Below are 11,782 nucleotides of genomic sequence, written 5' to 3'. Positions count from 1 at the left end.
ATGAAGATCGCCGTAGCAACCGATGGAGAGGGCGGCCTTGACGCCGTTGTGGCCACCGATTTCGGCCGTGCCGACACATTCACTTTTGTCGAGGTGGAGGGGGGTGCGATCGGCACGGTCGAGACCGTGGCGAACGATGCCTGCCGCGTGGCACAGGGGGCCGGCATGGCCGCCGCCGATCAGATGATGAGAGAGGGGGTTGACGCCGTGGTCGCCGGGCACTTCGGCCCCCATGCCGAGGAGATGTTCGGCGAGGAGGGGATCATAATCGTGCTGATGCCGAAGGTGATGGCGAAAGATGCGGTGGAGCGCTATCTGAAGGTGGCCTGAACTGTCTCCACCCAATCTTCATCTGAGATCAGCGCCCACCAGATGGCATGATTCCCGACTGCCTCTGCAGTTATCTCCGTGAGCATGCCCCTCTTGTCGTCGCCCTCTCGGGCGGGACCGACAGTGCGGTCCTCCTTGCGGCGGCGGCGCGGGCCGGCGTCAGGACGGCGGCGGTGACAGTGGAGACCGGGCTTGCGGCCCCGGCCGAGGCCGGGATTGCGGCGAAGGTCGCGGCCTCCCTTGGCGTGCCCCACGCGGCGGTCAGGGTCGAGATGCTTGCCGTCGACGCGGTCAGGCACAACACCGCTGAGCGGTGCTATGTCTGCAAGAGGCTGATGATGGAGGCGGTCCTCGCGTGGGCGGAGGAGCACGGCTACGCCCATGTCGTCGACGGCACCCATGCGGGCGACGACCCGGCAGACCGTCCGGGCCTGCGGGCCCTCCGCGAACTGGGGGTCGAGAGTCCCTTTGCGGCCTGCGGGATCGGCAGGGAGGAGATCGTCGCCATGGCCCGCGCCTTCGGCGTGCCTGTCAGGCCATCCTCCTCCTGCCTTGCGACCCGCCTCCCTGTCGGCGAGGAGGTGACGCCCGAAAAACTCGGGCTCGTCGGCGAGGCCGAGGCCATCCTCAGGGAGAGGATACCCGGCCGCGTGCGGGTGCGGGTGCAGGGGCGCTCGGCCAGGGTCGAGGTGCCTGCCGGGCACGAGGACGAGGCACGGGCGCTCATCGAGCGTGTCCGGGCCATCGGTTTTGACGACGTGACGATCAGAGGTGTGTAAATGGGAACGGTGCTCCTGCGTTTTGGCGAACTTTTCCTGAAGAGCGAGGCGGTCAAGAAAGTCTACATGCGGATGCTCAGGCAGAACATCGACCTGGCCCTTACGGCCGCCGGGGCCGAGCACGATATCGAGGTGCGACGGGACCGTATCCTGGTGCACGGCCCTGACGTCGATGGGATCGCCGGTGTCGTCTCCCGGACCTTCGGGATCGTCGATGTGGCGGTCTGCACCCGGACAGGGACCACCATCCCCGAGATGGGGGCGGCGGCCCTGGAGCGGGCGCGCCGCCACCTGCGGGCAGGCATGAGTTTCGCGGTCCGGGCGAAGAGGGAAGGGGTGGAGGGCTATACGAGCCCGGAGATCGGGGCCGAGGTCGGGAGCGTGATCTATGACGCGATCCCTGGCCTCAGGGTCGACCTCTCCCATCCCGACTACGAGGTCTTTGTCGAGGCGCGGCCGTACGGCGGGCTCGTGTACGACGAACGTATCCCGGCGCCCCGCGGCCTGCCCTTCGGGACGCAGGACCGGGTGCTCACCCTCCTCTCCGCCGGGATCGACTCGCCTGTCGCGAGCTGGCTGATGATGCGCCGGGGCTGCACGGTCACCCACCTCTCCCTGGACGCGGGGCGCTGGCAGGGGGAGGCGGTGCGGGACGCGGTCATCCGCCACCATGCCGTCCTCTCGACCTGGTGCATGGGCCGACCCCTCGACCTGGTCGTCGCGGATATGGAGCCCTTCTTCGACGCGATGACGGCGTCGGGGGAGTACCACTACCGCTGCATCCTCTGCAAGCGCTTCATGGCCAGGATGGCCGACGCCGTCGCCCGGAAGGAGGGGGCGCTCGCGGTCGTCACCGGGGACAACCTCGGCCAGGTGGCGTCCCAGACCCTGGTGAACCTCGGGGTGATCGAGGCGGCGGCGACTCTCCCTGTCCTCCGCCCCCTTCTCACCTACGAGAAGGCCGAGGCGATCGATCTCGCCCGGATGATCGGCACCTTCGACGACGATGCCGGCGACCTCGCGTGCCGGGCCGTCCCGAAAAAACCGGCGACGAAGGCCGACGTCACAAAGATCGAAGCTGCGGAGGAGAAGATCGGGGTCGACGACCTGGTGGCCGCGGCGATGGAGACTCTCAGGCGGGTCAGGGCGAAGAACGGGAAGATTGTCGGCGAAGAGGAAGGGGCCTGAGGAGTTTCTTCACTGCGTAGCGGAACCGGGATTTTTTCCTCCCTCCCACACCATCGCCCAGTTCCCCACCTCTGTCCCGGGGACGACGGTGTGTTCGATCACCCGAAAGCCGTAGTGCTCGTACAGCGCCACGTTCTGCTCGTTCTGGGTGACGAGATGGCAGGGGAGTCCCTCCCTGTCCAGGCGGTCGAGCATCGGACGGATAAGGCGGCTCGCATGCCCCTTTCCCTGGAAGGTCGGGTCCACGCCGATGAAGAAGAGATAGTGGTGGGGGCCGGGCATATGCCGGCGGTGGAGGCCGTCGACGTACTCCGAGAAGGAGATGATGCGTTCCATGGCCTCTTTCCCGACTCCCTTCCTGAACCGGAAGAGCCCGGCCCGGAAGGCCCTCCAGAGGGTGATCTCCACCTTTTTTGCGGGGAGCCAGACCGCGACGCCCTCCAGCCGCGGCGATGTCGCGTAGACCTCCCCGTAGATCAGGCCGTACCTGAGCAGGAACTCGAAGTGGTGACGCGCGATCGTCCCCCGCGTCCCGTCGTCGGGAGCGAAATAGTCCATCTTCGGGTCCTGATCGAAGGCCCGGGCGAGCATTTCGGCAGCAGGGCCGACCTGATCCTTTTTCAGGCGCAGAAGGTCGCCGAGGTCTGCCGGCACGGTGATCCCCCCATGGCATCATGGAATAGATTCTGAGATGTTATGGTTTTCTGCCCGGGGGTGCTGGCCTCGAAAGCCCTCGTCTTCTCGACTCCCTCTGGTCGTCCCCGACTCAGGATAAACCCCGGGAAGACAGAGCAGAGATCCTGAAGGAGGAGGTTACCATCCCTCCCCTATCCTAATGGTGGGGGGACCGGGGGTGCGACCGAAGGGAGCTTGAGAAAACGGAACGTTTTCGAGCGATGCCCCCCGGACAAGATGCCGCTCCACCGATTTATCCCTGGAGATAATGCCTTCCCATGTTTCTCCCGGGATTTTCTTCGAAGCCTTCGTCTTTTCAAGTTCCCTCCAGATTTCCATAAGACTCTATCCGGAACAATGTGATAGAAAAAAAAATGTGATAGAAAAAAAGAACCGCACCGACCCCTTCAGGGCCGGCACTCTATCCTATCCTTACGCGGAGACGGAAAGCCCGTTCTCCTCCGCGATCTCCAGGTACGCGGCGGCGAGGTACTCCACCTGCGCCCGGGAGAGGCCGTAGGTGTTGAACTTCCAGACCTTCGTCGCCCCGGGAATGACGCCGACGATCCCCTTCTTCTTCAGCGCGGAGGAGAGGAAGAAACCGCGTTTTTTGTGGGTCTCGGCCACCCGATCGAAGGAGGCGGTCGTGTCGACGCGGGTCAGGGTGTGGCGCCGCGGCATCTCGGACCTGATCTCCGTCCCCTCGATCGAGGCAAGGGCGTCGACGAAGAGCGTGCCATTGGCAAGGTGCTCCTCCCAGTGGTTCACCCGCTCCTGCACGTGCGGGAAGGAGGCCATCATGCCCATGAGGGTGACGCCCATCAGGGTGCAGCCCATCATCTCCACCTCCTTCAACCCGAAGGTCCGGCCCGTGACGTCTCCCTTGATCGTCGTCGTCCTGAAGACCTCGTCGGCACGCTCCGCGGTCGTGGCGAGCACGCCCGAGGGCGCCGGCGCCGCCATGCTCTTGTGCCCCGACCCGACGACGAAGTCGACGCCGAGCGCTTTCCCGTCCACCGGCAGGATGCCGACCGTGTAGGCGCCGTTTAGGAGGACGGGGACGTCGTACTGGTGGGCGACGCGGGCGATCTCCTTCACCTCATGGAGGTTGCCGTACTGGTAGTCGACATGGTCGATGAAGAGGAGGACAGGCGGCCGCCCGAAGGTCCGCACCGCCTCTTCGAGTTTCTCCGCCGCCGCCTCGGCCCTGATGATATTCTTCCCGTCCTTCGGGATCTCCAGGGGCACGCCCCCGGTGTTCTCGACGGCCAGGAACTCGGTGTAGTGGGAGAGGCCGGTGAGCATCACCGGGTCGCCCTTCTGCACATAGGTGCCGGCGACCGCCTGGAAGCCGCGCCTCGCGCCGGGCACGACCCGCGCCTCGTCCATGCCGACGAATGCCGCCAGGTCGTCGTGGAAGACGTTGATGGCCGGCTTTTCGATGTAGTCCAGCCTGAAAGGTTTCCTGCAGTTGTCGCAGACCGAGTAGCCGTCGCCCCAGGCGATGATCGCCTTCATCGCGTCCGCGGTCAGCCTGCCGCCGGCCTGGATCGGGTCGATATTGATGGACATCTCTTCGAGGTCGCGTGCCTCGATATCGGCCGTGCACTTCATCGGGCCAGCTCCTGCTCAAGAGTATTGATCTGTTTTTTCAGTTTTTCCAGGGCCTTTGCGGCCTTTGCCCGCTGCTCCTCGTCGAGATCGTGAAGGGGCGCCGTCTCCCGCATCAGCACCCGCAGATCGGTGAGGAGGAACATCGCCTGAAATATTGCGTCCACAGCCCGCTGTGTCACAGAATCACCACCCTCATATTGTGCACCCGCTATTAGATAGTGGTGACGCTCCCCTTCACTTTCAGGGTCCGCCGGAGAGCTCTATATACGACCGGCAGATGAGGTCTTGATAAAGATGAAATTCGTCCATATTGCCGATACGCACCTCGGCCTTGCGGCCTTCAATAAAATCGACCCCGAGACCGGGATGAACCTGCGGGAAAAACTGGTCTACGAGAATTTTCTTGCGGCCGTCGACATGGTCATCAGGGAGAGGCCCGACGCCGTCGTCCACGCGGGCGACCTCTTCCACACTGTCAGGCCGAAGACCAGGGCCTACACGACAGTCCTTGAGGCCCTGGACAGGCTGCAGGACGCGGGCGTCCCCCTCATCCTCATCGCCGGCAACCACTCGATGGCGAAGACCAGGTACACCGAGTCGCCCTTTGCCGTGCTCGCATACCATGGCGCCGAGGTCCATGCCGCGTACCGGTACAGATACGAGAGGGTGGAGGTCGGCGACACCGTCTTCCACCTCATCCCGAACATGCTCGAAGCCGGCGATTACAGGGTCGCCTTCGACGGGGTCGACCTCTCTCCCTCATCGGCCAATGTGCTGGTCACCCACGGCCTCGCGAGCATGGTCGCCGACAAAAAACTCCACACAATAGCGGAGCACGAGATCGACAACACGATGATCTCCGACGACTTCGACTACATCGCCCTCGGCCACTACCACGGGCAGATGCAGGTCGGCAACCGCGCCTGGTACAGTGGGTCCCTGGAACACTGCACGTACGGCGAGATCCATGACAGGAAGGGGGGCCTTGTCGTCGACACGGCGACGGGTCGGGTCACGCCCCTCCTCCTCCCGAAGACACCGATGTACGACCTCGGCACCCTGGACTGCGCCGATCTTTCGGCCGGCGGGGTCGCCGACGCGATCGCCGGCGCGGTGGAGAGGGTCGCCGCGCCCCATGCGATGTGCCAGGTCACGGTCGCCGGTGTGGGGCGGGAGACGCTCCGCGACCTCGGGCGCCGCGGCCCTGCCTGTGCCGCCGACCGCCTCCTCGACCTGAAGGTGAGGGCCGAGGTGGCCGAGGAGGAGGTTCCCCGCCTTGCCGGCGGCGACCTTGCCGGCCTCGACTATGTCGCCGAGTTCGGGCGGTTCCTGGGCGAGAAGCACCTCCCCCCGGAGAGGGAGGCGTACGTCCTCAAAAAGGGGCAGGAGGTCCTGAAGACGGTGATCAGGGAGCGCCAGGAGGTCGACGATGCTCCTGCATAAACTCGTCCTCCGTAACTTCAAGCGTTACCGGGACGAGGAGATCCTCTTCCGCGACGGGATCACCGGCATCGTCGGGAACAACGGCGCGGGCAAGAGCACGATCACCGACGCCGTCCTCTTCGCGCTGTACGGCGTGCAGGGCGGGGTCGACGGCGAGTACGTCGTCTCCTCCTTTGCCGGCCCGAAGGAGAAGTGCGAGGTCGTCCTGGAGTTCTCGGCCGGCGGCGAGGAGTACGTCGTCCAGCGGACCTTCAGGAAGACCGGGAGTTCCACCCAGCACAATGCCTCCCTCTTCATGGACGGGGGCGAGAAGCAGCTGGCCGAGGGGGTGAGCGCTGTCGCCGCGGAGGTGCTGCGGGTCCTCGGCATGGGGCCGGCCGACTTCAGGAGCACGGTCTTTGCCGCCCAGAAGGACCTGCTCGCCCTCCTTGACGAGAGGCCGGCGGCCAGGCGGGAGTGGTTCATGAAGGCCCTCGGCATCGACTACCTGAAGGACGAGGGGCAGGCCGCCCTGAAGGGGGAGATCGACGCCGTCGAGGCGGCCATCAGCCGTGCCGAGGGCGCCCTCTCCGTCCTCGACGAGGAGGCGCTGGAGAGCGGGATGGAGATCTGCCGGGCAGATAACGACGCCGCCAGGGCCGGTATGGAGGCATGCACCGGGGCCCTGGTCTCCCTCTGTGCGGAGAGGGACGCGGCCGGTGCCGACCTCGCCGCCCTCGATGCGGCAGGCCGCGAGGCAGCGCGCCTCGGCGAGGCACAGGCCTCTGCCGTCAGGGAGAAAGAACGGTACGCGGCCGAGGCATCGGGGCTTGAGAAGGACATCAGCGATATTCGGGAACGCCTCGGTGAGTACGATACCCTCGCCGCGGCAGAGGAGGAGTACGCGGCCCTCCAGGAGGCCTCTGAGGAGTGGGGCCGGAAGAAGCAGAGCCACGACCTCCTCTCGACACGTCTCTCCTCTCTCGGCGGCGAACGGCGACGCGAGGCCGATCGTCTCGACACCCTTGCACGCACGCTCGAAGGACTCGACGCCGACCTCGCCCGGTGCCGGGACCTTGCGCCCGTTGCCGCACGGCGGGACGAGGTGCTCGGGGCACGCGAGGCCTGTGCGGCCGACGAGATCAGGCACCGCGACCTTGCCGGGAGTGTCCGCGCCGCGGAGCAGCATGTCGCCGCGCTGGGGAGGGCGATGGCCGGACTCGTCCGGGAGGTCGGAGCTCTCAGGGAGAAAGACGCGGAGTGCGCCGACCTTGAGGCCGACCTTGCCGGGTACGACGACCTCCTCCAGGAGAAGGAGGCGCTCGACCTGGCCGCGGTCCATGCCCGCGAGGCCCTCCGCATCAGGGGCGAGATCGCAACGGCGGAGAGGGAAGAGGCAGCGCTTCAGGCAACGGTCGAGGGCCTGAAAAAGGACGTAAAGTCGGCCGGCGACCCTGCCGCGGACCTGAAGGCGGCCGGGGAGAGGAGGGACGACCTCACCCGCGCCCGCGCCGCCGCGGAGGCGAAGAAGAAGGCCTGCACCGAACAGGTAGAGTCTCTCAGGGCGCACCTTGCGGAGGTTGCGTCCCTCGGGCCTGACTCCCCCTGCCCCACCTGCCACCGCCCCCTTGGCGGGCATTATGGGGGCCTTGTCGCCGACCTGGAGAGGACGGCGGCGGCAGGCGAGGAGGAGGCCCGCACCCTCGACAGGGAGATCGCCCGCATCGACAGGGACCGTGCCGCGGTGCAGGCCGGGATACAGGAGATCGAAGGCCGCCGCCAGGCCCTCCAGGCCCTCATGGCCGGTATCTCCGCACAGGAGGAGAGATGTGCGGAGCAGACGCGCCGGTGCGACGCCCTCAGGGAGCGCCTGGAGACCGAGGAACGCGCCGCCGGCACCTACGACCCCGCCCGTCACGCGGAGGTGGCCAGGCGCCTCGCCGCCCTCTCCCGTCTCAAGGAGAGGTACGACAGGCTTTCCGGCGAGGTCGCGGTCCTCCCCTCGAAGGCCGGGGACCTGGAGGCCCTCGACGCCGAGGCCGCGACGGCGCTTGTCGCCGCCGAGGTCGCCCGCGCCGACTGCGAGGCCTTCGCCTACGACCCGAACCGGAAGGCCGCCCTCGACGAGGAGTACAGGCGTCTCGAACCCCTCTGGCAGGAGTACCTCGCATTGAAGACGAAGTGCGAGAGGCGTCCGCAGGTGGAGGCCGATCGCCGGGAGGTGAGTGCCGCCCTCGCCCGCATCGACGGTTTGATCGCGGCATGCACGGCAGAGAGGGACGAGGTCGGCTTCGACGAGGCCGGGTATGCCCGTCTCGCCGGGGCGAGGGAGGCGGCCGAAGAGAAGCACCGCCGGTACCTCGCGTGCGAGCGTGAGGCGGCCCGCCTCCCTGACCTGGAAAAGAGGCTGGGAGGTGCGAAATCGGCCCTCGCCGCCGCGGAGGAACGCCGTGCCGCCGTCGGGCACGATATCGAGGCCCTCGCCTTCGACCCCGACCGCCTTGCCGGGGCGCGGGAGAAGGCCGCGAGGGCCGCGGACGCGGTCCAGGAAAAGCAGGCGGAGACCACGAAGTTCCAGGCCGCCCTCGCCCACCTCGTCGAGAAGGAGGGGGAGATCGCCGGGAAACTCAGGCAGGTGCGTGAGTTCAGGGACAGGGTCGCCGCTCTCGGCGAGGAGAGGGAGAACCTGAAACTGACCCGTTCCCTCCTCTCCGAGTACATCGCCTACCTCCTCGGCGTCGTGCGCGGCCAGCTCGAAGGGGTCGTCGGCGAGGTGCTCGCCGAGATCACCGACGGCCGGTACGACACCGTCTCCTTCGACGACACCTTCACCCTCCTGGTCAATGACATGGGGGCAGACTACCCGGCCGACCGTTTCTCCGGGGGCGAGCAGGACGACATCGCGATCGCCCTCCGCATCGCCCTCTCCCGGTACCTCGCCGGCATGCGGGGCATGCACGACCCCGCCGTCCTGATCTTCGACGAGATCTTCGGCAGCCAGGACGAAGAGAGGCGGGCCAACCTGGTCAGGGCCCTCAGGACACAGGAGGCCCACTTCCCCCAGATCTTCCTCATCTCCCATGTCGGCGAGGTCCAGGACGAGTTCGAGACGACCCTGCGGGTCGAACTCGGGCCCGGCCCCGAGAGCCACATCGAGGAGGCGGACAGGTGATCCCCCTCGACGAGGGCGACCTCGCCGGCATCATCGGCTATCTCGGGCAGATCCGCCCGGCAGACATGGCCTCGCGCTTTGCCCGCGCCGGTGGCTTTGACCTCTCCTCCTTCTCCTCCTGCGGCACGGGCTTTGGGGGCTCTGTCGCCGCGGTGGACGGGAGCAATGCCATGGTCCTTGAGACCGGGAGTTTCTCCGTCGTGCTCGTCCGTGCCGTCGAGACGACATTCCTTGCCGGCCGGCGGGACCATGCCGGGGAGACGTCCCTCCGGGCCTTCAGGATCGGGCCGGAAGAAAAGAACACGGCCTATGAAGCCCTCTACCGGGAGTGCTTCGAGGACACGCCCAGGGAACCCCTTGACAACGAGAACCTCTCCCGCGCCGCGGCCGCGTTCAGGGACACCCTCGAGTACTGGACGGCCCTCCGCCTCGCCGAGACCCTCGACAGGGGCGACGTCCTCCTCCTCGACGGCGCCCTGCGTGTCGACCACGAGAGCCACCGCCCTGTCCTCAAAGAAATCCTCGACACAGCCCGGTCCCGCGGCGTCCTCGTCGCCGCGGTGACCAAGATGGCGTCGTCCACCTGGGGCGGCGGCATCCCCCTCGTCCCCGCGGCCGAGGCCCTTGCCCGCGACCTCGGGGTGGCAGGGGCCTGGCACCTCGCCGTCCCGCCGTATGTCCTGGACGCGGTGAGGTACCGCCAGTGGGACTTCAGCGCGACCTATGTCGCCTCCCTCCACCCCAGATCTCCCCGCGCCTTCAAGGTCGACCTCCCGGCAGGGGCGCCGGCGGCGGCGGTCAGGGCCACCTTTGCCGCCCTCGCCTCCTATGCGAACGATGGAAGGGTCACCGGCTACCCCTTCCCCCTCTTCGACGCCCACCGTTTCGCGGCGATCGGGAAGGACCAGGTGGATATGGTCAGGCAGGCCCTCATCCGCCGCATGAGCGAGACGGGCATGAAAAACGCGGATTTCCGCGCCTATTTCGGTGACTACCATGACACATTTGCATCCTATCGATAATGCCGACCCGGCCAAGTTCAGGCTCATCGGCGAGAAGGTCCTCTCGTACAGGTTCATCGTCCCCCATGACAGCAGGATCTTCGTCGGCGACCTCCTGAAGATCCGGGACGAGACGAAGGGCCTCACCTTCTTTGCGAAGGTGACCGAGATCTGCCACGACTGCAACTTCGCCGACCCGAAATGGGACACCCGCCCTCACACCGCGCACTTCTACGAACTGGGCGAGGACGTCTTCCTGGGCGTCGAGGCGGTGCCCCTCGGCTACCTCGACGGCGACGGCCGGTTCAGGAAACCGAACACCCTCCCCTCGAAGTTCTCCGAGGTCGTCGCCAACCCGACGGCCGACGACTTCGCCTTCCTGAAGGAGGAGATGGGCGAGATCGAGGTCGGCCTCCTGAAGACGGGCCAGGGCGTCGTCGAGGGGGTGCCGGTCGCCCTCCATGCAGAGGTGATGGCCCAGCACATGGGGGTCTTTGCGACCACAGGCATGGGCAAGAGCAACTTCATGAAGGTCTTCTCCGCCTCCTGCATGAAGGCGAAGCAGTTTGGCATGCTCATCGTCGACCCGCACGGCGAGTACGCCACGGGCGGCCGCTCGTCCACAGGCGATGCGACAAAGGGCCTCATCCACGTCACCGCGGCCCTGGACGGACTGTCCGTCTTCACCATCGATGCCGAGAAGATGAAGACGTACCACCTCAACCGCCTCTGGCTCGAGTACGACGACATCAGGGCCTCCGACCTGAACATCCTCTTCGACCACTCGGAACCGCAGCACGACGCCCTCGAAATCCTTGAGGACGAGAAGGGGTCAGACCTCATCGCCTTTTTCCGGGAGACCGAGTTCGCCGATTTCGACAAGAAAGAGTACGTCGGGGACTTCGGGTGGATCGCGGACAAACTCCGGACCTCCCATCCCGGTCCCCTGAATGTCCTCAAGCGCCACTTTGATATCCTGACACGGGTGAACGGCCGGTTCTTCCGCGAAAGGGGTTCGTCCATCCCGGAGATCATGCGGGCCCTCGACGAGAACAGGGTCGTCCTCATCGACATCCCCGGCATGGGCGAGAGGAGCGAACTCTTCGTCCTCTCGGTGATCACCCGGCAGATCATGGAACGCCACAGGGAGTGGGGCGTCGGCCGGGATGAAAAACCGCCGCAGGTCCTGATCGCGATCGAGGAGGCGCAGCGCGTCCTCGGCGCGGGCGGACGGCGGACCCAGATCTTCAGGGAGGCTGCGATGGAGGGGCGCAAGTTCGGCGTCGGCCTCTGCGTCGTCACCCAGCAGCCGAAGAACATCGACCCCCGCGTCCTTGCCCAGTTGAACACCTTCGTGGTGATGGGGCTTGGCGACCGGGGCGACCGCGACACCATCGCAAGCAGCGCAAAACAGGATCTTTCAAAGATGGACACCGAGATCCAGACTCTCGACGCCGGCGAAGCGGTGATCTCTACCCTGAAGATCCCCTTCCCGGTGAGCACCAGGATCCATCTCTTCGACGATTATCTCAAGGAATGCAACAAAAGTGTACGCCCGTCTCCCGGGGAAGGACTGAAACGGGGCTTTTCCTGAAAGCCCC

At 66.3% G+C, this 11,782-nt stretch carries 10 protein-coding genes; 7 read left to right on the top strand and 3 right to left on the bottom strand.

Going from position 1 to position 11,782, the window contains the following annotated elements:
• The 3 genes from BP869_RS03835 to thiI are packed head-to-tail and all read left to right on the top strand — an operon-like array spanning position 1 to position 2,297.
• A complete protein-coding gene (locus tag BP869_RS03835; protein WP_342677046.1) occupies positions 1-330 on the top strand; it encodes a NifB/NifX family molybdenum-iron cluster-binding protein in 330 nt (109 codons plus the stop codon).
• Positions 331-377: 47 nt separating this feature from the next.
• Positions 378-1,109 (top strand): ATP-dependent sacrificial sulfur transferase LarE, encoded by a 732-nt coding sequence (larE, locus tag BP869_RS03830; protein WP_342677044.1) that lies wholly within the window; start codon positions 378-380, stop codon positions 1,107-1,109.
• On the top strand, positions 1,110-2,297 hold the full coding sequence (thiI, locus tag BP869_RS03825; RefSeq protein ID WP_342677043.1) for a tRNA uracil 4-sulfurtransferase ThiI: 1,188 nt from the start codon (positions 1,110-1,112) through the stop codon (positions 2,295-2,297).
• Positions 2,298-2,306: 9 nt separating this feature from the next.
• On the opposite strand, the gene BP869_RS03820 is transcribed toward thiI, so the two are convergent.
• The 3 genes from BP869_RS03820 to BP869_RS03810 form a co-directional block, all read right to left on the bottom strand.
• Positions 2,307-2,951 carry a GNAT family N-acetyltransferase gene (locus BP869_RS03820; RefSeq protein ID WP_342677041.1) on the bottom strand — a complete coding sequence of 215 codons (645 nt, stop codon included), beginning with the start codon at positions 2,949-2,951 and terminating at the stop codon, positions 2,307-2,309.
• A 453-nt stretch (positions 2,952-3,404) separates the two neighbouring features.
• A complete protein-coding gene (gene pscS / locus BP869_RS03815) occupies positions 3,405-4,586 on the bottom strand; it encodes an O-phospho-L-seryl-tRNA:Cys-tRNA synthase (RefSeq protein ID WP_342677039.1) in 1,182 nt (393 codons plus the stop codon).
• Positions 4,583-4,765: a hypothetical protein gene (locus BP869_RS03810; RefSeq protein WP_300167427.1), complete on the bottom strand. Its 183-nt coding sequence runs from the start codon at positions 4,763-4,765 to the stop codon at positions 4,583-4,585. The genes pscS and BP869_RS03810 overlap by 4 nt, the downstream gene beginning before the upstream one ends.
• Positions 4,766-4,880: 115 nt before the next feature.
• Between BP869_RS03810 and BP869_RS03805 the strand changes: the two genes are divergently transcribed.
• Genes BP869_RS03805 through BP869_RS03790 form a run of 4 tightly spaced genes read left to right on the top strand, consistent with a single transcriptional unit; the run spans position 4,881 to position 11,775 of the window.
• Complete coding sequence (locus tag BP869_RS03805) at positions 4,881-6,029, top strand: exonuclease SbcCD subunit D (RefSeq protein WP_342677035.1); 1,149 nt, start codon at positions 4,881-4,883, stop codon at positions 6,027-6,029.
• Positions 6,016-9,180 (top strand): SMC family ATPase, encoded by a 3,165-nt coding sequence (locus tag BP869_RS03800; RefSeq protein WP_342677034.1) that lies wholly within the window; start codon positions 6,016-6,018, stop codon positions 9,178-9,180. Before BP869_RS03805 ends, BP869_RS03800 begins: the two co-directional genes overlap by 14 nt.
• On the top strand, positions 9,177-10,202 hold the full coding sequence (locus BP869_RS03795) for a DNA double-strand break repair nuclease NurA (RefSeq protein WP_342677032.1): 1,026 nt from the start codon (positions 9,177-9,179) through the stop codon (positions 10,200-10,202). The genes BP869_RS03800 and BP869_RS03795 overlap by 4 nt, the downstream gene beginning before the upstream one ends.
• Positions 10,177-11,775 (top strand): ATP-binding protein, encoded by a 1,599-nt coding sequence (locus tag BP869_RS03790; protein WP_342677030.1) that lies wholly within the window; start codon positions 10,177-10,179, stop codon positions 11,773-11,775. Before BP869_RS03795 ends, BP869_RS03790 begins: the two co-directional genes overlap by 26 nt.
• The last annotated feature ends 7 nt before the right edge of the window (positions 11,776-11,782 follow it).

The sequence above is a fragment of the Methanofollis sp. UBA420 genome (genome assembly GCF_002498315.1).
In the GTDB taxonomy this organism is placed as follows: Archaea; Halobacteriota; Methanomicrobia; order Methanomicrobiales; family Methanofollaceae; genus Methanofollis.
The sequence above is the reverse complement of the archived record's forward strand: the minus strand, read 5'-3'. Positions and strand labels throughout refer to the sequence as shown.

What these genes read in the sequence shown, in the direction of transcription:
- thiI (WP_342677043.1), top strand. Translation starts at nt 1,110, where the DNA reads ATGGGAACGGTGCTCCTGCGTTTTGGCGAACTTTTCCTGAAGAGCGAG.
- pscS (WP_342677039.1), bottom strand. Translation starts at nt 4,586, where the DNA reads ATGAAGTGCACGGCCGATATCGAGGCACGCGACCTCGAAGAGATGTCC.
- larE (WP_342677044.1), top strand. Translation starts at nt 378, where the DNA reads ATGATTCCCGACTGCCTCTGCAGTTATCTCCGTGAGCATGCCCCTCTT.
- BP869_RS03835 (WP_342677046.1), top strand. Translation starts at nt 1, where the DNA reads ATGAAGATCGCCGTAGCAACCGATGGAGAGGGCGGCCTTGACGCCGTT.
- BP869_RS03805 (WP_342677035.1), top strand. Translation starts at nt 4,881, where the DNA reads ATGAAATTCGTCCATATTGCCGATACGCACCTCGGCCTTGCGGCCTTC.
- BP869_RS03790 (WP_342677030.1), top strand. Translation starts at nt 10,177, where the DNA reads ATGACACATTTGCATCCTATCGATAATGCCGACCCGGCCAAGTTCAGG.
- BP869_RS03800 (WP_342677034.1), top strand. Translation starts at nt 6,016, where the DNA reads ATGCTCCTGCATAAACTCGTCCTCCGTAACTTCAAGCGTTACCGGGAC.